The following is a 22416-nucleotide window of genomic DNA, read 5'->3' on the forward strand; positions in this document are numbered from 1 at the left end:
TCAAAGCTGCAAAAAATTGTACGCAATAAAAGGAGAGCAAACTATGATTTACAAAGTTTATTACCAAGAAAAAGCAAATGAAATTCCAGTTCGCGAAAATACTAAAAGTCTATACCTTGAAGCTGCTTCAGACCGCGAAGTACGTGAAAAGCTAAAAGACCGAAACTACAACATCGAGTTCATTCAACTGCTTGAAGGTAACTATTTAGCTTACGAACAAGCAAGTCCGAACTTCGTCTTAGAGGAAATTTAACAAACATGAAGTTTGTTAAAAATGACCAAGCAGCTGTTTTCGCGCTCGGCGGACTGGGCGAAATCGGCAAAAACACTTACGGCGTTCAATTTCAAGATGAAATCATTTTAATTGATGCCGGCATTAAATTCCCAGAAGACGACTTACTCGGTATTGACTATGTTATTCCGGACTATACGTATTTAGTACGCAACGTCGACAAGATTAAAGGATTATTCATTACCCATGGACATGAAGACCATATCGGTGGTATTCCCTACTTATTACGTCAAGTAAATGTCCCTGTCTACGGTGGTAAGCTTGCACTTGGCTTACTTCGCAATAAGTTAGACGAACATGGCTTACTACGTACAACAAAGCTTATCGAAATCAAAGAAGAGGATGTTATTAAGTTCAGAAAAACATCTGTTAGCTTCTTTAGAACAACACATAGTATTCCAGATGCTTACGGGATTGTTGTAAAAACACCACCCGGTAACATCGTGCATACAGGTGACTTTAAATTTGATTTTACACCCGTAGGCGAGCCAGCCAACTTAACAAAAATGGCTGAAATCGGACGTGACGGAGTACTATGCTTACTTTCAGATAGTACAAATGCAGAAAAGCCGAATTTCACTATGTCAGAGCGTACAGTTGGAAAAAGTATCGACGAAATTTTCCGCAAGGTTGATAGTCGTATCATTTTTGCAACTTTCGCATCCAATATTCACCGTTTACAGCAAGCAACAGATGCTGCTATAAAATACGGAAGAAAAATTGCTGTCTTCGGACGTTCGATGGACAATGCCATTACAATCGGTCGTGAACTAGGCTATATTAATGCACCAAAGGATACATTTATTGATGCCCAAAGCATTAATCGTCTCCCTGCCAATGAAGTAATGATATTATGTACAGGCTCTCAAGGTGAACCGATGGCGGCCCTTTCTCGTATCGCAAATGGCACACATCGTCAAATCCAAATTCAGCCTGGTGACACAGTTATCTTCTCTTCTTCGCCAGTACCAGGAAATACGGTAAGTGTAAATAAGATTATCAACTTACTTTTCCGTGCAGGTGCAGAAGTTATTCATGGTGCACTTAATAATATCCATACGTCTGGTCACGGTTCTCAAGAAGAACAAAAATTGATGCTACGCTTAATGAAGCCTAAATTCTTTATGCCAATTCACGGTGAATTCCGTATGTTGAAAATGCATACTCATCTAGCAGAAGATTGTGATGTTCCACTTGAAAATTCATTCGTTATGGAGAATGGTGACGTGCTAGCATTAAGTGCCAATGAAGCACATGTTGCAGGTCGTATCCCTTCAGGAGACGTTTATATTGATGGCAATGGTATTGGAGATATCGGCAATATCGTCTTACGTGATCGACGCATTCTTTCTGAAGAAGGTTTAGTGATCGTTGTTGTAAGTGTGGATATGGAAAATCAAAAAATGGTTTCTGGCCCAGACATTATTTCACGAGGCTTTGTTTATATGCGTGAGTCAGGTACGATGATTAATGAAGCACAAAAAATGCTAAATCGTCACCTGAATGAGTCAATTCAAAGCAAGACTCCTCAATGGACTGAGCTGAAAAATGAAATTACTGACGTATTAGGACCATATTTATTTGAAAAAACAAAACGTCGACCTATGATTTTACCGATTATTATGGAGGTTTAACCTCATTACAAAAAACTACGCAAATTTGCGTAGTTTTTTTATTTTCATTTTTCTGAAACCTCTTTGCTATTTGTTTCGTATATAGTAATAACAACTCAATTTTACTCCCTAGACTATTACATAAGAGCCACTAAAACTTCTATTTTTCGTACGACCTCTCTTTAATGTCAATAAAATAGGATTGTTCACCCTTGAGAGTGAGCAATCCTGTTCCATGCCTAAATATTAAAGTATTTAGCTATTACATAAGCAACCCATCTATGGTCTGGCTGCAAGCGTAGATTTTCAATCAATCCTTTTAAAATCGGTTTACTATAGGTTGTATTTTCGATTTGAACTTTTAATAATTCAAGAGACTCGCGTTCTATAGACTCTTCTAAGCCATCTAAATGTTGTCCAATTAATTCTAGTAAAGATTCCTGTGAAACTTCTTCATTACAAGGTTTCGCTGTTAATTGAACGAGCTCTTCGGTTATAAATGGAATCGTCGTATGCCGTGCAATAATTTCCGTCTTTTCAGCTAGAGATCTAGCCAATTGATCTAAATCGAGTGGTATATCGGAAAAAATAAAAAGTTCTGAATAACTTTTCATAAACCCTTTAATACAATACATGACATCATATTTTGTCTCGTGGAGTTCATCTTGATATAGCTGTTCCAGCATATAGATAATCGACTTAGACATTTCGACATCATAGGCAATAATTTTCTGAAACAACTCTTTTTTTGAAAGAAGTACTTTCTCATTAAAAAACACACGGGCAGGTGCAGCATGGTTTTTAAATGCTTGAAAAATACTTTTATAAAACTCAACTAATTTGATATCTTTACTAAGGGAACTTTTGACTACTTGGTCAACATCTGTAACAAACCGTTGTAGATAGTTCTCTACCATGGAAATTATAAGCTCGTCTTTTGTTTTGAAAGATAAATAAAATGCACCTTTTGAAATTCCACATCGCTCTGTAATTTGCTGTACAGATGTAGCTTCAAAGCCTTGTTCCGAGAAAAGCTCCAACGCTTTCTCCATAATAAGTTGCTTTTTTAACATACTTTTAATTCTCTCCTAATGTATATCGTTGACAAATGACCGATTAGTCATTAGTATAAATAACTGAATCAAGTTAGTCAATAAAGGGTAGGTGTAAAGGTGAAAGGTTTAGTTAATTTCGTATTGAAAAACAAATTGGCAGTGTGGTTATTAACAATTATCATCACTGTCTCTGGTATTTATTCAGGTACAAAAATGAAAATGGAATCCATACCTGATATTTCTATACCATATTTAATCGTAATGGGTGTTTATCCAGGCGCAACACCTGAACAGGTTATGAATGAGCTTTCCATGCCATTTGAAAAGTCAATAGAAAGCTTAGAAGATGTAAAGGCTGTTTACTCAAACTCCTCTTCAAACGTAGCACAAGTTCAAGTTGAATACGACTACGGAATTGATATGGATGAGAAAAAACGCCAATTAGAGTCCGCTCTAGAATCTATCAAATTACCTGAAGGTGCCCAAAAGCCTACAGTTATGGCAATTAGCATGAATATGATGCCTGTTGTCGCTTTATCAGTTAGTAGCTCTAAGGAAGATATTGTTGAATTAACGTCAACAGTTGAAGACATTTTACTTCCTAAAATCGAAAAAATTGATGGCGTTGCTTCAGCAACTATCAACGGCCAGCACATTAATGAAATATCATTTAAATATGATCAAGCGAAAATGGCTGCTCTCGGCTTAACAGAGGATTCTGTCAAGCAAATGATTCAAGCAAGTGATATGTCACTATCACTTGGTTTATACCAATTTACTGTTGGCGAACAGGCCGTATCAGTAGACGGTAAAGTACAATCTATCGATCAGTTAAAAGACTTATTGATCCCAGTCACACCTTCAGCTACAAATCCTTCACCATTCGTTCGCTTAGGCGATATTGCAACGATTGAAGTCGAAGGTAAAGTACAATCTGTATCACGTACAAATGGCGAAGATGCGATTGCGATTCAAATCGTTAAAGCTCAAGATGCAAATACGGTAAAAGTCGTAAATGCAGTGAAAGATTTAATGAAAGACGAAGAAAAATCATTAGACGGCTTAAAAGTGGATATCTCACTTGACCAAGGTAAACCAATTGAAGATTCAGTCTTCACAATGATTGAAAAAGCAGTATTCGGTGGTGCCATTGCCGTATTAATTATTTTACTATTTTTACGTGATTTCAAATCAACAATTATTTCGATTATTTCTATCCCAGTTTCAGTATTCATGGCATTACTACTCTTAAACTGGATGGATATCACATTAAACATTATGACTCTCGGTGCGATTACCGTAGCAATTGGTCGTGTCATCGATGACTCCATTGTAGTTGTTGAAAATATTTATCGACGTATCCATTTAAAAGAAGAAAAACTAACAGGTCGTGCTCTTATTCGTGAAGCGACAATTGAAATGTTCAAACCAATCCTTTCTTCTACATTAGTAACTGTGGCAGTATTCGCCCCACTAATGTTTGTAGGCGGTATGGTTGGTGAATTATTCATGCCGTTTGCGTTAACAATGTCATTTGCGCTAGGTGCTTCATTAATAGTGGCTATTACCATAGTCCCTGCTTTATCTCACTTCCTATTCCGTAAAAAAATATACGGTGAGAAAAAAGAAAGTCAACATAAAGAAGTTGGTAAACTAGCTCTTTGGTATAAAGGTGTATTAGAGAAAACATTAAACCATAAAATCATTACATCAGTTATTGCGATCGTATTGCTTGTTGGTTCTCTTGCTTTAACACCACTTATTGGCTTCAGCTTCATGGGCTCACAAGAAGAAAAGGTTATGTACTTAACGTATACTCCTGCTACAGGCGAGCTAATGAAAGATACAGAAGCAAACGTTGCAAAAGTAGAAAAAGAATTAATGAAACGCAAAGACGTAGATATTTTGCAAGTTTCTATCAATGACCCTAAACATGTTGATCCTTCGGCAATGATGATGGGTGGCGGCGCTGGTGGTGCCTTAATGTACCTCATCTTCGATCCAGATATGGAGAACTTCCCTGAAGCACGCGAAGAAGTAGAAGACTATGTAACGAACATTGGTCAATCAGGAGAATGGAAATCTCAAAACTTCTCATCAATGTCGGGATCTTCAAATGAAGTAAGTTACACATTATATAGTGAAAATCTAGATAAGCTTCGTAAAGCCGTGAAACAAGTGGAAGGCGCATTAAAAGAAGTTGATGGATTAGAAGAAATCAAGTCTGATAATGAAGATCCATTTGTTGAGCATACCTTAAAAGTAGATCAAAAGAATGTTCTACAATACGGTTTAACTACTGCTCAAATTGTAATGGCTTTAAATGAAAATACATCGCCTGAAGTTTTAACTAAAGTTCAGTATGATGGTGAAGATATCGATGTTATTGTACAACGCGAAGAAAAAGCTGCAGCTAAATCAATTGATGATGTATTAGCTACTAAAATCCAAACAGCTTTAGGCACAACAATGACAATCGGTGAGTTAGTAACAAAAGAAGAAGGCACTACGTTAAACACATTATCTCGCTCAAAAGGTGAGTATTTCGCAAAAGTTTCTGGCACGATTAAAGGTGACGATATTTCAAAAGCAACTTCAGCTGCTGATAAAGAAATTGATAAATTAGATTTACCTAAAGGTGTAACGACTGGCGTTGCAGGTGTGGCTGCAGATATGCAAGAAACATTCACACAACTTGGCATTGCTATGTTAGCTGCAATCGCGATTGTTTACTTCATTCTAGTAGTTACATTCGGTGAAGGTTTAGCACCATTCGCTATTCTGTTCTCACTACCATTCGCAGTAATCGGTGCATTTGTCGGCTTGTACGTCACAAATCAAACTATTTCTGTTTCTGTTATGATGGGACTATTAATGCTAATAGGTATCGTTGTAACAAACGCCATTGTATTAGTAGACCGCATTATCCATATGGAACGTGACGGACTTGCTATGCGCGAGGCTATTTTAGAGGCAGGGGCAACTCGTTTACGTCCAATCCTAATGACTGCTATCGCAACAATCGGTGCGATGATTCCAATGGCAATTGGTAATGGTGGCAGTGGTCTAATTTCAAAAGACCTGGCGATTACCGTAATTGGTGGTTTACTATCTTCAACATTATTAACATTAGTAGTTGTACCAATCGTGTATGAAATGCTATCTAAAATGTTAAAGAAAAACCGAAAAGACACTGAAGAAAATTAATAAATAAATGTAAAATGGGCTCTCCTTAAAGGGGGGCCTTTTTTCTATATTTTGATGAAGCAGCATGATGTTGGTCACGGGGGCGTTATCACAGGATGTGATGCTTTTAGCCGTCGTTCCTCTATTGCTGATCCCCAAGGAGTCGCCCCAGCCTTCACACCAATCAACTTTTCTACATGATATACGTTTTAACAAAATGTCATCCCCTTTCAATCTCAAATAAAAAGCTTAACAGGAATTTACAAATCTTGTTATAATTAAATCCACTAAAATGCTTTTAAGGGGGAGTTTTGTGAGCGATAACATTTTTATACAAGCACCAACAGTTTTAAAAACAGCAAGATTAATATTAAGACCTATTTCATTAAATGATTTAGAGGCAATGTTTAATTACACGTCCTGCGAAAACGTTGCACGCTATGTTACATGGGATCCTCATAAGAGTTTAGACGAAACAAAAGTGTTTGTTGAATTAGTTTTAAATGGGTATAAACAAGGTAATCATCTATTATGGGGTATTGAATTTGAGCAGAAATTAATTGGCACTATCGACTTTGTTTCTGTTAATGACCAACATAAATGGACGGAAATTGGATACGTTATTTCTGAAGATTATTGGAATAAAGGGATTACGACCGAAGCAGTAAAAAAATTAATAGACTATGGATTTAACGAATTAAAAATGGTTCGAATACAAGCACGCTGTTTTGAGGACAATATCGGTTCCCAAAAAGTAATGGAAAAATCGGGTATGCTTTTCGAAGGTATTTTACGAAAAAGTATGTTTGTTAAAGGACTTCACCAAAATATTAAAATGTATGCTATTACAGATGATGACTATATTAAATCATAAATTGGATTAGGCCCTGCAAAAATCAGCAGGGCTTATTTAAATTACAACCATTCTTCAATACAATAGACTTTTTTGGCCGTTGCATCTAATCTTACTCTTTTTCCAATTGCAATTGGATGCATCGGATGCGTATGACATATATCGAATTCTGCTAAAATCGGGATATCAATGTTATCTAACTGTTCAAGCAGGACTTCATACGGTTTACGTCCAGTCCCCAAGTCATCATAACACTCATGCTTACCTAAAATAATGCCACTTATTTTTTCAAATACACCATGCAATTTCAACATCGCAAAATTTTTCTCAAGTATAGCTGTATTTTTTGCACAATCTTCAACTAATAAAATATCTCCGTCTTTAATATTTGGAAAATAAGCCGTACCAATAAATCCATACATCGCATTTACATTGCCACCAATTAACCTACCTTCAGCAACTCCCTCTCGAACCGTCACCCACTCATTCTTATTTAACTTTTTTTCCACCGTTTTTTCTAGCCAATTGACAGGTTCATCTGACCAATAAGACGGCATCGGAATTTCGTAAGGTAATGATTGTGACTTAAAGAAGTAGTTCTCAAAGAATCGATATGTATCATTAACTAATGGCTCAAACTCACCAAATGAAGGAGCTAAAGCTGGACCATAGAAAGTTGTAATTCCTGTTTTTGCGTAAAGTGCAAGTAAAACTGCCGTTGCATCAGAATAACCAACAACGATTTTCGGATTGCTTTGAAACGCCTCATAGTCGATATATGGCAGCATACTATTCGAATTTGTACCACCGATTGTCGACATTATGATGTGGACGTTTGGATTTCGTAGTAATTCATTTAATTCTTCGGCACGCTCTTTTGGAGTTCCAGCGCGATAACTATCAGATTTACCAGTTAGACTTCCTTCAATTAAGTTTATATTTCTTTGTTCAAGAAAAGCTTTCCCTCGCTTATATCGAGAAAGTGAACTGACGGATGATGGCGATGATGGAGAAAAAACACCAATATTGATACCGCTTCTGATGCTCATAGGATTCATATAGGAACTCCTCCTTTTTTGTTACAATATTTTTGACATGTAATATTCATCCATATACTCCCCATCAACATATAAAGAATGTCTTTTAGTCCCCTCAATTTCAAACCCCATTTTTTTATATAAAGCAATGCCTGCGGTGTTATTTGCCATTACAGTTAGTTCCAGGCGGTGCATACCCTTTTCTTTTGCCCAATCGTCGAGGTGACTAAATAATGCAGTACCTATTTTTCGTCCTCTATAATCACTATGGATACCTACGACTATATAGGCTCGATGCGAAACTCTAGATGGCGTTTGATTACCTTGAACAATTAAATAACCAACTATAGCCTTTTCAATTTCAGCAATAAATAAAGCTGAATGGCTGTTATTGTTCATATTCTCTATAAACTTAGTAAACTGTTCAGTCTCTAACTTTCGTTCACCTGGCTTGAACAACATAAAATTAGATTCTTCCGCATTTTTTATGACAGCTATGACCTGCTCAGTATCTTCTCGTATAGCCTCTCTTATTAACATCTTGATTTAGCTCCTTTTTTATCATTTATGCCTCGGTATAATTGCGTCCAGAATCGGCTTTGTGTTTAGGCCTGCACGATGCAGGTCAGTTAGCCGTTATCGCATGGATGCGATGATCTTAGGCTAACATCCTCTAAGAACTTCTTTCCGATTCCGCGACATCCGCCGGAGGCTTTAGGCCAACGTGATGTTGGTCACTCAGTCATTGCCACAGGACGTGGCGTTCTTAGACTGAGTTCATCTATTTCAGCGGATGGTGGAACATCTGCTGAAAAGTGACTTAAAACCGCATTCATCTTCTGTACCTGTCGCTATATTAAACATTTGCTGAAAGAAGTTAAAATTGAGTGAATTGTATCATCAAGTTTTCCGTGTTCATTTGAATTTCACCACCGATAGGAAACGTAAAAATTGGCTGTGTATGTCCAAAATCAACATCATAGATAACTGGGATTCTTTTTAACTTGGGATGCTTATCTAAAATAAAATGTAACTGCTCCTCTGTCATATTAGAAGCTCTTTGGAAACGCCCTATCGCAATACCTTTAATATTGCTAGTAGCTTGCAATAATGAGGTGAAATCACGAGCAAATATTTCTGGATTAACTATTTCATCATCCTCTACAAATAAAATACTGTTCGATAAATCTGGCATATACAGTGTCCCTTGAAGTAAATTTAACGTACATAAATTCCCACCAAATAATTGTCCACTTACTTCACCGTCAGAATACACCTTCCAGCTAGCTGCTTCAAAATGACGATTATGCTGATCTAAATACCACGCATCATCACTCCAAACGCTTGACGCTTTGATCGTATATGATGTATTAGTCATTAAACATTTTTGGAAATAGGATAGCTGATAGTCTTGTGCCTCTTCCATTTGAAAGCTAGAAAAATGAGGCCCAGAATACGTAACAAATTCACATTTTTTTGTAATTGCTGTTGCTAAAGCTGTGATATCACTGAAACCACAAAGGATTTTCGGGTTATTTGCTATCATGTCGTAGTCCAAATAAGGTAATACTTCATTACAGTTAAAACCACCAATAACTGTTAATATGGCTTTTACACCCTCATCACGAAAGGCATCATGAATGTCTGCAACTCGATGCTCGATTGATGATGAATGTTGTAGATCACATTCAAAAATATATCGACCAAAAGATACACGAAAGCCTAACTCTTCAAGCTTTTTCTTTGTTTGTTCAGCGCCTTCTGCTGTGATGATTGCCGCACTACGACTAGGTGCAATAACACGTATCTCATCACCTACTGTTAACTTATTCGGAATACGCAAACTGCTCCCTCCTTTAATATGTTTCAAATTGCTGTGATGGTAAAAGATATTATTTTTTTCAACGAAATTATGAAAGAAATAATTATACAAATATTCTTTATTTTCAGCGGATAAGTTTATCATATTACTTACCTCTTCAGTAATAGCTTCCTGTAAATCTTCTAATCGTTCGATGATAGGTAATTGTATTTCCGCTTCATCATCAAGTTGATATTCTCCTATAAAATAATATCCACCGTCTAACAATATTAATGATTGAACCGAATCTGGATAGTTTGTATAAAACTTTTGAATAATCCATGCACCTATTGAATTCCCAAGAAAATGAGCTTTAGTAATGTTTAAATGCTCCATAATTTCCTTTATCGTATTGATAAACGTTTGAAATGAAAAATCACTGTCTAGTCGACCATTATGCCCCGGTAAATCGATTGCTACAATATAAGTTTCTGGAAGGGCGCTGGCTAATGCTGCAAACATTTCTTTACGTTCACCAAGCGCAGGTATCGCAATTATTACTTCTTCATTTTGAAATGCATTGTATTGAATATATTTTTTCATGATCCTCAACCTTGCCATCATAACGTTCGTTTTTTTTTCGAAAAATTCAGGTAATTATATAACTAAAATTTTCTTTATTATTACAAAGCGTTAATGGAAAATCAATGGCTAATAACTAAAATGTGGATGATGATTGTTAAAACACGTTCCGAATCGGCGACACTTTGGGGATCAGCAATAGAGGAACGAAGGCTAAAAGCATCACGTCCTGTGATAACGTCTTTACAGGATGAGAAGTTCTTAGCCTAGTTCCTCTATTTCAGCGGGTGTTTGAACACTCGCTGATAGAAGTTAAATATAATATCGATGGATAGGACGTCCAACACTTCCGTATTGTATATCTACCTTTAATAAATTTTGTTTTTCTAAAAAGTCTAAATAACGTCGAGCCGTTACGCGCGCTGTTCCAATATATGTAGACACTTCCTCCGCTGAGACTGCTTCGTTACTTTCTTGAATATAGGCAAGCACTTTGCCTAATGTCGCCCGGTTAAAACCCTTTGGTAGTTCTTCTATTACAATTGTCTCAGTGATGGGGGGAACAGCTACTTGTTCAGGGATACGTTGCTGCATTAGATGATCCACATCATGCTGTGTTAGATCTTCCATACCGCTTATTTTCTTTTTATATGTTTGATAATTCTTTAAAGTTTGTTCAATTCGTTCAAACGTAAAAGGTTTCATAATATAATCATAGACGCCTAAATGTAAAATTCGCTGCACAGTAGGCATATCATTTGCAGCAGTTACAGCAATAACATCAACGGGAAGATGTTCTTCACGAATTTTCCCTAGCGTAATAATGCCATCTTGCTCGGGCATAAAAATATCCATAAAGACTAGGTCGGGATTTAATTGTTTAATCCTCTCAATCCCTTCTATCCCATTACTAGCATAGCCTATTAACGAGAATCCTTTGATTTGCTCTATAAATTGCCTATTCACTTCTCGTACCATCGGATCGTCCTCAATTAATAACACGTTCATTACATCCATCTACTCTTCTCCTAACTCCAATAAGATTAAGAAACTTGTCCCTTTCATAAATTCACTCACTACTTCAATATCACCATTACCTTTTTTTACAATTTCATGTATTAAATGCAAGCCAATACCGCGATTCTCGCTTGCCTTTGTAGAAAATCCATTTTCAAACATACGAGCTTGCACCTCTTCAGACATCCCAATTCCATTATCAGAAACAGCAATTGCTAAAACACCGTCATGCTCATCTACAGAAATCGCTACATATTTATCATCTTTTGAAAGTACATTTAGCGCTTCAAAGGCATTTTCAATTAAATTTCCTAATAAGACAACAAAATCGTGGTGATCTAATAAAGGTGGAAAGCGTTTAAAATGACTTTTTCGATCGATTTCTACTTGTATGCCTAATTCCTTGCCATAGCTAACTTTACTTAGCAATAATCCTGAAATATTTTCATTATGAAAGCGTTCATTTAAAAACTTCGTTAAAGAGGCCTCATTTTCGGTAGTAGCTGTAACGTATTCAAGTGCTTGCTTTGTATGTCCCAATTGCAGAAGACCTGCAATCGTATGTAGCTTATTTTTATGCTCATGTGTTTGTACACGGAGTGCTTGAACAAAAGCTTTAACACCCGTCACCTCTTCCGCAAGCTTTTTCACCGCAGTTAAATCTTTAAACATAGCAACTGCTCCGACTAACTCACCATTTACTATAATCGGGACACGATTACTCAAAATACTATGATGATTAATATAGAGCTCTTGATTGTATACAGGATTTGCTGTTTCAACAATTTCAGGCAATCGTGTGTCTGGCAAAACATCATAAATATTTTCCCCAATACAATCCTCTATCTTTCTAGTAACGCCTAATATATCAGCTGCTTTTTCATTAAAAATTGTAATATTCATTTCTTTATCCACCGCTATAATGCCTTCATGCATAGCATTGAATGTTTCTGTTCGTTCCACATACATCTTCGCAATCTCATGAGGTTCAAGCCCAAACATTTGCTTTTTAATATGTCGGCCAAGCATATAAGCCCCCCAAATGCTAAAAACAAGCGATATCAGAATCGTAATAAATATTTCATGCTCATAATTTTGCAGCATTTCTATAAAAGTAGGCAGTGAATACCCTACAATGACAATGCCCACTTGTTCTTTTTTCTCATCAATGATTGGGACAAACGCTCGAATCATTACCCCGGCTTCCCCTTGCGCCTTCGATACATAATAATGCTCACTAAAGGCAGCATTTAAATCCTGTGATTCACTACGCTTCCCTATTTCTTTACTGACTGGGTGAGATAGTTTAATACGATCCTTATTCATCACAACAATATACTCCGCTTTATTAACAACACGAATTCCATCAACAATTTTATTAACATGTTTCGCAGCTTCTTTCATATTGTCATTTTTCAAATGTGTACTAATTTCTGGCACATTTGATACAGTCCGTGCAACGAGCATAGCACGCTGACCAAACTCCTTTTCTTGCTCCGTTAACAGGTTACCAAGTACAAAAATGCCACCAAGTAAAAAGGAGAATGCGATGATTAAAAATGTCACTAACAATATTTTGCCGTTTACAGGCATTTTCATCATTTGAAATCTTCCCCTTTCCAAATCTGCATTTGCACTATAAAAGTCTTAAGGCAATCTCACTTCTTCAAATGATATGCTTTTAAGATTATCTTCAAAAAAATCTTTTGACAACACTTTAGTTGACATAAGTAGGAGAAAGTCATGAACTTAATGAACAATATTACGGAAAATTGGTATAAAACAAAATTTTCTATCACTAATTATTATTGTATTATAACAAAGATAAATCAGCCGCACAGTATCATAACAGGTCGAGCCATTGAAAACACTACGTTTCATTGAAAATATGGATGAATGTACTTAATGAACGATATGTTTCTTATTTTCTAAATCTCTTTTTTCCAAAAGGATTCGTTATGATAATTCTAGTGAAAACGATATCAAAGAGAAAATTCAGAAACGAGGTAGCATAAAATGAAATTACTGAAAAATTTGACTGTTCAGGTTATAGCTGCAATCATTTTGGGGGTTATTGTCGGAGCCGTCTTCCCTGAGTTTGGTGCAAGCCTTAAAATCCTGGCAGACTTATTCATTAAGTTAATTAAAATGTTAATCGCCCCTATTATCTTCTTAACAGTTGTAATCGGAATCGGTAGTATGGGAGATATGAAAAAGGTCGGAAAAATCGGAGGAAAGGCGTTACTGTATTTTGAAATTGTCTCTACCATTGCCTTAGCAATTGGGATTGCTGTTGCACTAATCGTAAGCCCAGGTACTGGATTAGATACATCAGGTGCTTCCGAAGCTGATATCTCAAAATTTACAACTGCTGCTTCTGAAAGTGAGCAAGGTTTAGGTGCTTTCATCTCTAGCATCATTCCTGAAAACGTTGTAGGTGCTCTTGCAACAGGGCAATTACTTCCTGTGTTATTCTCTGCAATATTATTCGGTTTAGCTGCTGCTTCTATTGGCGCACCTGCAAAACCGGTCATTACATTTTTTGAACAAGTGGCAGAAATTTTCTTCAAAATCGTAAGTATGGTGATGAAAATTTCTCCAATCGGTGCCTTTGGTGCAATGGCCTATACGATTGGTAATTTTGGTTTGAAATCTTTAAGCAACTTAGGTCTATTAATGGCTGCCGTCTATATTACTATGTTCTTATTCGTAGTCTTTGTTTTAGGAGCGATTGCAAAATTCTTCGGCTTTAATATTTTTAAATTTATCGCTTATATTAAAGAAGAAATTTTCTTAGTAATTGGTACTTCATCATCTGAATCTGCCTTGCCATCTATGATGCGTAAATTGGAGAACTTTGGTTGCTCTAAGCAAGTTGTTGGATTAGTAGTACCAACTGGTTATTCCTTCAATCTTGATGGAACTTCCATCTACCTTTCGATGGCTGCATTATTTATTGCACAAGCATACGGAATGGACTTAACGTGGATTCAAATCATTACACTACTTGGGATTTTAATGATTACATCTAAAGGTGCTGCCGGTGTAACAGGTTCTGGTTTTATTACATTAGCAGCGACACTTGCTGCTTTCCCAATGATTCCAGTCGAAGGGATCGCGCTACTAATTGGTGTTGACCGATTCATGTCTGAAGCACGCGCCGTAACAAATTTAATTGGTAACGGTGTAGCTTGTGTAGTCGTATCGAAATCTGAAAAAGAGTTTGATGTAGAGATGCAAGAACGTGCACTTCAAGGAAAAACTACTATTGTGTCTTAGAAACAAATACGCAAAGTTAGTCTATAGTTTATAAAAAAGGGTAGTGATGACAGCGTGCTGCTGTTTCACTACCCCCTTTATTTAACATATTGTTCAAGCAAGCGTTGCGTATTTGTTGATTGCTCAAGTGCTTTTTTCTCATTTACCCAATAGATCAAATATTGCTGATCACCAACATTAAAAACCATCTGCTGTAATTCCTCATTTAGCTCAGAGCTAATCGCGACTTTTAAAATATCCACCTCATATAAAGACTTCCCTTTTATTTCGTAGACAATATGATAGAGTGGTTTTTCCTCAAATATAGCTCGTTCTTTTTTGCTTAATTTCTTTACATGGCTTAGAGGATAGTTTTCAATATAGGCTGTTGCATCTTGACCTGTTGCTTTAATTACAGATTGCTCTCCTTTAAATAGCTCGACTGCATCAATTTCTGCTGCATGATCTAAAATGTGAGAAATAGCCTCTTCCTCATTTTTTTCGCGAGACTGCAATGTAAAAGCGCCAATCAGAATAATTGCAGCAAATATAACTAGTTTCCATCTTCGTTTATTCATGTTCATTACCCATTCAATGCTTTTTTCACAAAGCGGTTAATATCTACATCAGCCCCAATGACAAGCATAATATCTCCTAGCAAAATTTTATCACTCGCCTGTGGAGATACGATAATATCTGCACCACGCTTAAGACCTACAATATTAATCCCGTACTTTGCACGAATATCTAAATCCATAATAGAATAACCTGCAATCGCATCATTGGCCTTTAGCTCCATAATGGAATGTTCATCCGAAAGCTCTAGATAATCAAGCACTGTATTAGACAGCATATTATTAGCAATACGGATTCCCATATCACGCTCAGGATGCACGACAAAATCTGCACCAATTTTTCGCAGAACTTTTTCATGATAATCATTCTGAGCCTTTACAGTAATCTGCTGAACACCGATTTCTTTTAAAATAATCGTCGTCAAAATACTAGCCTGAATATCTTCACCAATTGCTACAATCACATGCTCAAAATTACGAATACCTAATGAATTTAATACCGATTCATCCGTCGAATCTGCGATAACCGCCTGTGTGGCAATGGAAGCGAATTCGTCCACCCGCTCTGAGGAATGATCAATCGCCATAACTTGTGCCCCTTGACTCATTAGCTCGCGGACTATGCTACCTCCAAAACGTCCAAGTCCAATGACAGCAAACTCTTTTTTCATCATTTTAAATCCCTCCGAAAACTACTATACCCATATTGTAACGCATTCTCTGCTATATGTATCGCCAAAACAAGAGACTATTCGTCATAGAAAGACAACCCTTGAGCATTTTTAGTGATCCTTCTGCTCAGGATCACTAACATTTTATTTTACATAAAAAAAGACGAGGAATAAAACATCCTCGCCTGTTACTGCTATTATGCGTTACGCATTTCATCTAAAACACGATTTACACGTTTTTCTAGCATTTTCATACCGCTACCACCAGCTTGCATGTGTCGAAGCTGACCGTCTTTATCGAACACAAAATATGCAGGTACGTATTGATTTTCAAATGCATCTGTTAGCTTTAACTCGCTATCCACAAAGATTGGTTGAACAATGTCATGCTCTGCCGCTACCGATTTAATTGTTTCTAAATTTGTATCTTCCTCAGAACGTGGCATATGCACGGCAATAACGTTTAACTCATCTTTGTATTGGTCACGGAAATTGTTCACATCCGGCATCGCCTCTTTACATAAATGACAACTAACTGACCAGAAGTGGATTAACGTTGGTTTTTCGCCTACTAAATCCGCTTTTGTTACTTCTCCATTTAACCAAGTCGTTGCGCCTGCAAGTTCAGGCATTTGTTCACGAAGTTTCATAAAACATTCTCCTTTTTCTATATCAAGTTTAAAAAAATCCCCACAAACTTACTGTGGGGACTCTTTATTTGTTAAAGGATCAATTTCATCAGACCTTGAATTTAGTTCAAAGCCCGACAAACCTCTATTTAATCAATTATGCCTCGGCATAATTGCGTCCGGAATCGGCTTTGTGCTGCACAAAGCATTCCTTTCCGATTCCGTGACATCCGCCGGAGGCTTTAACTTCTTTCAGTAACTGAAAGAAGTTAATTATAGAGTTGCTTGACCTGGACGCCAGTTTGCTGGGCAAAGACCACCAGTTTGTAAAGCTTGAAGAACACGTAAAGTTTCGTCTACATCACGGCCGATGTTGTTATCGAATACTGTTTGGTATTTTAATTCGCCTTCTGGGTTGATGATGTATAAGCCGCGTAGTGCGATACCTTCTTCTTCAATTAATACACCATATTCTTTTGAAACTTGGTGATTTGTATCTGCTGCTAATGGGTATTTTAACTCACCAAGACCATTTTTAGTGCGGTCAGTGTTAATCCAAGCTAAGTGAGTGTGGATTGTATCAGTAGAAACACCGATTACTTCTGCATCTAAGTCTTCGAACTCATCGTAACGATCACTCATTGCTGTGATTTCTGTTGGACATACGAAAGTGAAGTCCATTGGATAGAAGAAAAGTACTGTCCATTTGTCTTGTGCTTTAATGTCTTCTAAAGATACTTTGCCAAATGATTTATCTGCAAGTACCGCTTCCATTGTAAAGTCAGGTGCTTGTTTACCTACCATGCGTTCTGCCATTATAAATCCCTCCGATTATATATGTAGTGTATATATTCCATTCGCACCAGCGAACTCGTCTTCTACGATAGCAGAGTAATCGTAGTTTTTCAAACAAGTAAACTTCACAAAAGTGCACACATTTAATTATCTGACAAATTTTCGTCAAATCCCCAAATGGAATAGCTGCTACAGCCTATTTATTAGCTACTTTTAACGATTTTATTCTAGTTTAAACAATTTTTTTCTACACAACATTTATGTATAATTTCTAAAAATTTCATCTACTTTTTTTTCATTAAAAACGATTGCAAATTCTTTTTTATTATGTATAATTGTAATGGTTTTAGTAAACTAAAAGTTTCGTTAAAGTAAACTTCATATTTCAAAAGTTTATGATTGCTAAACTTCTTCTAGGAGGGAAAAGATGCAAATAGGAGCAAAAATCAAAGCGCTTCGTTTAAAAAAAGGTCTTACCCAAGAGGAACTTGGAGAACGTACAGATTTAAGTAAAGGGTATATTTCACAATTAGAACGTGATCTAAATTCACCTTCCATTGAAACATTATTTTCACTATTAGAAGTTTTAGGGTCTACACCTAAGGAATTTTTCGATGATGGAGCACCTGAACAAAAGGTTGTATATACAGAGGAAGATCAATCCACTTATACAGATGAAGAAAAAAAATATGAAATTCAGTGGTTGATTCCTACATCAAATGAAAAAGAAATGGAACCCATTTTCTTAACACTTGCTGCTGATGGTGAATTTAAGCAGTTTGAACCCTCCCTTTCAGAAACATTTATTTATGTTGTCGAAGGGCGTATTCGTCTCGTTTTAGGAGATGAACAATACATAGCGAGTGAAGGTAATGCTCTCTATTTTGAAGCGACGGATCATCATCAAATTTTTAATGCACATGCTGATGAAACAAAAATTTTACTTGTCGCAACGGATTCATATTTATAGCTTAAGGAGGCGCATCTATGACAACGAATTCGATTATCCGCTTTGAAAACGTTTCAAAGTCTTATAATGACGGCACGGTCGTCTTAAAAAACATTAACCTGGAGTTAGAAAAGGGAAAATTCTATACGCTACTAGGTCCGTCCGGTTGTGGTAAAACAACTATTTTACGTATGATCGCTGGATTCACAGAGCCGACAACAGGAAATATCTATTTTCATGATAAAAAAATCAACTCAGTACCAGCTAATGAACGCCAAGTAAATACAGTTTTTCAGGATTATGCGTTATTTCCTCATTTAAACGTCTTTGAAAACGTCGCATTTGGGCTTCGTATAAAAAAGCTTCCTGAAAGTGAAATTAAAAACCGTGTTACAGAAGCATTAAAATTCGTAAACTTAGCAGGCTATGGTAATCGTGAAATTTCTGAAATGTCTGGTGGTCAACGTCAACGTGTGGCCATTGCTCGTGCGATTGTGAACGATCCTGAAGTAATTTTACTTGATGAGCCTCTGTCAGCGTTAGATTTAAAGCTACGTACAGAAATGCAGTATGAGTTACGTGAGTTACAACAACGACTTGGGAAAACATTTGTATTTGTCACACACGATCAAGAAGAAGCACTTGCCATGAGTGATGAAATCTTTGTTTTAAGCGAAGGTGAAATTCAACAATCTGGTACACCAGTAGATATTTATGATGAGCCAATTAACCGCTTCGTTGCTGATTTTATTGGTGAATCAAATATTGTTCCTGGCGTAATGATTGAAGATTTCAAAGTAGAATTTGCTAGTAAAGTTTTTGAATGTGTTGACCAAGGTATGAAGCCAAACGAAAAAATTGATATTGTCATTCGCCCAGAGGATCTAGAAATGACAACAATCGATAAAGGAAAACTTGTCGTTAAAGTCGATACTCAATTGTTCCGCGGGGTACATTATGAATTATCTACGTACGACAAAGATGGCAATGAATGGCTTGTGCATTCATTGAAAAAAGCTGAGGTAGGGACAGAAATTGGTTTAGACTTTGACCCAGAAGCAATTCATGTAATGCGCTTAAATGAAACAGAAGAAGAATTCGATAAACGTTTAGAGGCGTATGGGGACGACGAAGATGCAAACTAAGACTTCAAAATCAGCCTTATTTCCTTATGTTTTATGGATTGCACTTTTCGTTATCGCACCGATTGCACTCGTTGTTTACTATTCCCTACTAGATATACATGGCAATTTCACACTCGATAACTATAAAGCATTCTTTACTTCTGTCTATTTAAAAATGACATTAAGTTCATTCTGGTATGCGTTTTTAATTACGTTCTTTACATTACTTGTTTCGTATCCAACAGCCTATTTTTTAACGAAGACGAAACATAAACAACTTTGGCTTTTACTAATAATTATTCCTTCTTGGATTAATCTTTTGTTAAAAACATATGCCTTTATTGGAATTTTCGGCTTATACGGTCCATTAAATGCATTTATCGAAGTATTTGGTTTTGATCCGAAGCAAATGCTATTTACTGACATTAGCTTTGTGTTCGTATCCGTTTATATTTTTATTCCATTTATGATTTTACCGATTTTTAACTCATTGGATCGTTTAAATCCGGCTCTTGTTTATGCCGCACGTGATTTAGGGGCATCGGCCTTTACTACGTTCCGTCGCGTTATTTTGCCGTTAACAATGGACGGTGTTAAATCCGGTATTCAAGTTGTATTTATTCCTGCATTATCACTCTTCATGATCACTCGTTTAATTGCAGGAAACCGTGTTATTACACTTGGTACAGCTATTGAACAACAATTCCTTGTCACTCAAAACTGGGGAATGGGTTCAACAATTGCTGTTTTCTTAATTTTATTTATGGTCATTATTATGTTAATTACGGGACAGAAAAAGGATAAAGGAGGTCGCGTACGATGAAAAAACTATCTGCTTCAGCAAGAGTATATTTAGCGATTGTTTTTATCGTTTTGTATGCACCTATCTTCTATTTAATTTTCTATTCGTTCAATAGTGGTGGAACGATGAATAGTTTTGAGTCCTTTACGTTAGAACATTATAAAGCTGTTTTTGAGGATTCACGTCTACTCGTCATTCTAATAAATACAGTCATCGTGGCTTTACTCTCTGCATTGATTTCTACAATCATCGGAACACTAGGAGCTATTGGTATTGTTACTGTTAAAGATTCAAAAATGCGCAATACACTACTTTCTTTAAACAATGTGTTAATTGTTAGCCCGGATGTCATTATTGGTGCAAGCTTTTTAATTTTATTCACAATGATTGGTATTAAATTAGGCTTTGCTTCTGTGTTATTAGCACATGTAGCGTTCAGTGTTCCAATCGTTGTTCTGATGGTTTTACCGAAACTATTAGAAATGAATAAATCATTAATCGACGCTGCATTAGATTTAGGAGCAACGAAAAAAGATGTTATGATGCGTGTTATTTTACCGTATATTCAACCTGGTATTTTTGCGGGGTTCTTCCTTGCCTTAACGTATTCTCTAGATGACTTTGCGGTAACATTTTTCGTAACAGGTAACGGTTTCAGTACATTATCTGTTGAAATTTATTCGATGGCACGTGCCGGTATTTCCTTAACGGTTAATGCTATTTCTGGTTTAGTATTCTTTGTAACGGTTATAGTCGTAGTCGGCTATTACTTCATCACAAGCCGCGCTAGTAAAAGAACGGGGGGAACTCAATGAAGCAATTAATTCAAGCAACAATCGCAATACTTGTTGTTTCCGCCCTTTTATTCTATGCTGCTGACGCCCTAAGTGCGGGTGGTGGGAAAAGTGGTAAAGATACGTTAACAATCTTTAACTGGGGAGAATATATTGACCCTGATTTGCTGAAACAATTTGAAAAAGAAACAGGGATTCACGTTATTTATGAGACGTTTGATTCAAATGAAGCAATGATGACAAAAATTCAACAAGGTGGTACAGCTTACGATATTGCAGTACCTTCTGAATATATGATTGAAAAAATGAAGGAAGAAAACTTACTTGTTCCTTTAGATAAAACGAAAATCCCTAATTTTAAAAATATCGATCCTTATTTTTTAGATTTACCATTTGATGACGACAATAAATATTCTGTTCCATATTTCTGGGGAACAGTCGGCGTTGTCTATAATCCAAAGCTCGTTGGAAACCTTGACTTCTCATCTTGGGAGGACTTATGGGATCCTTCATTAAAGCGTAAAGTCTTTTTAGTAGACGGTGCACGTGAAGTGATTGGTATGGGCTTAAACAGCCTTGGCTACTCTCTAAACTCTTTAAATAACGAGGAGCTACGTGAAGCTACTGATAAGCTAATCACCATGGCGCCAAATGTAAAAGCTATTATCGGGGATGAAATTACACCGCTGATGGTTAATAATGAAGCGAGCGTGGCACTCACTTGGTCTGGTCAAGCAGCTGACATGTTGTCAGAAAATGAAGATTTAGACTTTGCTGTACCGACGGAAGGCTCAAACTTATGGTTTGACAATATGGTCATCCCAAAAACGTCAAAAAATATAGATGGTGCACATGCCTTCATTAATTTCATGCTAAAAGCTAAATCAGGTGCTAAAAACGCTGATTATGTAGGCTACTCTACTCCTAATATTGCAGCGGTGAAGTTAATGGATAAGGAAGTTGTATCTGATAAGCGATTCTATCCTTCTGAAGAACAACGTAAAACATTAGAAGTTTATAAAAACTTAGGCCCTGATTATTTAGGTAAATACAATGAGCTGTTTTTAGAATTTAAAATGAGTATTCGATAAGCTCAAAGCTAATAAACTTAAAAAGCGTAAGAAATCAATTTTAGAAAAGTTGATTTCTTGCGTTTTTTTGATGTTATATTTTTTTAATCTTACTGTCAGGTGTGGGATTCTAATTATTAAAACAAATACTGCACAAGTTTCACCATAGAAGTCTACCATTAGCTAAACGAAAAAAGAGGCTAGGATACATAGCCTTATTACTATAAATTAGAGTGATATGTAAGAAAGATACATTCTTTTGTAGTCGTTGATTGGAGTGGAGACTGGGCGACTCCTTGGGGATTAGCGTCAC

Annotated in this window: 20 protein-coding genes and 1 pseudogene; 10 read left to right on the forward strand and 11 right to left on the reverse strand. The window is 36.5% G+C overall.

Annotation, left to right across the window (positions count from 1 at the left end; translation table 11 throughout):
- Positions 1-43: 43 nt before the first annotated feature.
- Together AC3WSK_RS02060 and rnjA are read left to right on the forward strand one after the other, a co-directional pair.
- Positions 44-253 carry a DNA-dependent RNA polymerase subunit epsilon gene (locus AC3WSK_RS02060; RefSeq protein ID WP_079559694.1) on the forward strand — a complete coding sequence of 70 codons (210 nt, stop codon included), beginning with the start codon at positions 44-46 and terminating at the stop codon, positions 251-253.
- Positions 254-258: 5 nt separating this feature from the next.
- A complete protein-coding gene (gene rnjA / locus AC3WSK_RS02065) occupies positions 259-1926 on the forward strand; it encodes a ribonuclease J1 (protein WP_079559693.1) in 1668 nt (555 codons plus the stop codon).
- Positions 1927-2144: 218 nt separating this feature from the next.
- Here the strand turns inward: rnjA and AC3WSK_RS02070 are convergent, their stop codons facing one another.
- The gene (locus tag AC3WSK_RS02070; protein WP_079559692.1) at positions 2145-2978 is read right to left on the reverse strand and encodes a TetR/AcrR family transcriptional regulator; all 834 of its coding nucleotides are present in this window, start codon (positions 2976-2978) and stop codon (positions 2145-2147) included.
- A 99-nt stretch (positions 2979-3077) separates the two neighbouring features.
- On the opposite strand from AC3WSK_RS02070, the gene AC3WSK_RS02075 reads away from it, so the two are divergent.
- Both AC3WSK_RS02075 and AC3WSK_RS02080 read left to right on the forward strand, forming a co-directional pair.
- Entirely contained in the window at positions 3078-6167 is a 3090-nt protein-coding gene (locus AC3WSK_RS02075; protein WP_492411619.1) for an efflux RND transporter permease subunit, read from the forward strand.
- A gap of 292 nt (positions 6168-6459) precedes the next feature.
- The gene (locus tag AC3WSK_RS02080) at positions 6460-7020 is read left to right on the forward strand and encodes a GNAT family N-acetyltransferase (RefSeq protein ID WP_240518166.1); all 561 of its coding nucleotides are present in this window, start codon (positions 6460-6462) and stop codon (positions 7018-7020) included.
- A 41-nt stretch (positions 7021-7061) separates the two neighbouring features.
- On the opposite strand, the gene AC3WSK_RS02085 is transcribed toward AC3WSK_RS02080, so the two are convergent.
- From AC3WSK_RS02085 to AC3WSK_RS02110, 6 genes and pseudogenes are all read right to left on the reverse strand, one after another.
- Entirely contained in the window at positions 7062-8057 is a 996-nt protein-coding gene (locus AC3WSK_RS02085) for a S66 family peptidase (RefSeq protein WP_492411621.1), read from the reverse strand.
- 21 nt (positions 8058-8078) lie between these two features.
- A complete protein-coding gene (locus AC3WSK_RS02090) occupies positions 8079-8576 on the reverse strand; it encodes a GNAT family N-acetyltransferase (RefSeq protein ID WP_427481999.1) in 498 nt (165 codons plus the stop codon).
- 337 nt (positions 8577-8913) lie between these two features.
- On the reverse strand, positions 8914-9879 hold the full coding sequence (locus AC3WSK_RS02095; protein ID WP_427481997.1) for a S66 family peptidase: 966 nt from the start codon (positions 9877-9879) through the stop codon (positions 8914-8916).
- Between the two features lie 231 nt (positions 9880-10110).
- Positions 10111-10461: pseudogene (locus AC3WSK_RS02100) on the reverse strand (alpha/beta fold hydrolase); the annotation flags it as partial.
- Between the two features lie 270 nt (positions 10462-10731).
- On the reverse strand, positions 10732-11436 hold the full coding sequence (locus AC3WSK_RS02105; RefSeq protein WP_079559686.1) for a response regulator: 705 nt from the start codon (positions 11434-11436) through the stop codon (positions 10732-10734).
- Positions 11437-13038, reverse strand: coding sequence for an ATP-binding protein (locus tag AC3WSK_RS02110; protein ID WP_492411624.1), 1602 nt, complete (start codon positions 13036-13038; stop codon positions 11437-11439).
- 414 nt (positions 13039-13452) lie between these two features.
- Here AC3WSK_RS02110 and AC3WSK_RS02115 point away from each other — a divergent pair, with 414 nt between their 5' ends.
- On the forward strand, positions 13453-14715 hold the full coding sequence (locus tag AC3WSK_RS02115; protein ID WP_492411626.1) for a dicarboxylate/amino acid:cation symporter: 1263 nt from the start codon (positions 13453-13455) through the stop codon (positions 14713-14715).
- 77 nt (positions 14716-14792) lie between these two features.
- Here the strand turns inward: AC3WSK_RS02115 and AC3WSK_RS02120 are convergent, their stop codons facing one another.
- The 4 genes from AC3WSK_RS02120 to AC3WSK_RS02135 form a co-directional block, all read right to left on the reverse strand.
- Positions 14793-15272 carry a hypothetical protein gene (locus tag AC3WSK_RS02120; protein ID WP_427481988.1) on the reverse strand — a complete coding sequence of 160 codons (480 nt, stop codon included), beginning with the start codon at positions 15270-15272 and terminating at the stop codon, positions 14793-14795.
- A gap of 5 nt (positions 15273-15277) precedes the next feature.
- A complete protein-coding gene (locus tag AC3WSK_RS02125; RefSeq protein WP_079559812.1) occupies positions 15278-15940 on the reverse strand; it encodes a potassium channel family protein in 663 nt (220 codons plus the stop codon).
- A gap of 197 nt (positions 15941-16137) precedes the next feature.
- Positions 16138-16590 carry a TlpA family protein disulfide reductase gene (locus tag AC3WSK_RS02130; protein ID WP_049668264.1) on the reverse strand — a complete coding sequence of 151 codons (453 nt, stop codon included), beginning with the start codon at positions 16588-16590 and terminating at the stop codon, positions 16138-16140.
- Positions 16591-16842: 252 nt separating this feature from the next.
- Positions 16843-17385: a peroxiredoxin gene (locus AC3WSK_RS02135; protein ID WP_079559678.1), complete on the reverse strand. Its 543-nt coding sequence runs from the start codon at positions 17383-17385 to the stop codon at positions 16843-16845.
- A 406-nt stretch (positions 17386-17791) separates the two neighbouring features.
- Here AC3WSK_RS02135 and AC3WSK_RS02140 point away from each other — a divergent pair, with 406 nt between their 5' ends.
- The 5 genes from AC3WSK_RS02140 to AC3WSK_RS02160 are packed head-to-tail and all read left to right on the forward strand — an operon-like array spanning position 17792 to position 22124.
- Entirely contained in the window at positions 17792-18334 is a 543-nt protein-coding gene (locus AC3WSK_RS02140) for a helix-turn-helix domain-containing protein (RefSeq protein ID WP_079559677.1), read from the forward strand.
- Between the two features lie 17 nt (positions 18335-18351).
- Positions 18352-19458, forward strand: coding sequence for an ABC transporter ATP-binding protein (locus AC3WSK_RS02145; protein WP_079559676.1), 1107 nt, complete (start codon positions 18352-18354; stop codon positions 19456-19458).
- Positions 19448-20260 carry an ABC transporter permease gene (locus AC3WSK_RS02150; protein ID WP_079559675.1) on the forward strand — a complete coding sequence of 271 codons (813 nt, stop codon included), beginning with the start codon at positions 19448-19450 and terminating at the stop codon, positions 20258-20260. Before AC3WSK_RS02145 ends, AC3WSK_RS02150 begins: the two co-directional genes overlap by 11 nt.
- Positions 20257-21054, forward strand: a complete 798-nt coding sequence (locus AC3WSK_RS02155; protein ID WP_079559674.1) for an ABC transporter permease — start codon at positions 20257-20259, stop codon at positions 21052-21054. The genes AC3WSK_RS02150 and AC3WSK_RS02155 overlap by 4 nt, the downstream gene beginning before the upstream one ends.
- Positions 21051-22124, forward strand: a complete 1074-nt coding sequence (locus AC3WSK_RS02160) for an ABC transporter substrate-binding protein (RefSeq protein ID WP_492411631.1) — start codon at positions 21051-21053, stop codon at positions 22122-22124. Before AC3WSK_RS02155 ends, AC3WSK_RS02160 begins: the two co-directional genes overlap by 4 nt.
- Positions 22125-22416: the final 292 nt, after the last annotated feature.

Source organism: Lysinibacillus sp. EB271-A1-10B (genome assembly GCF_058791335.1).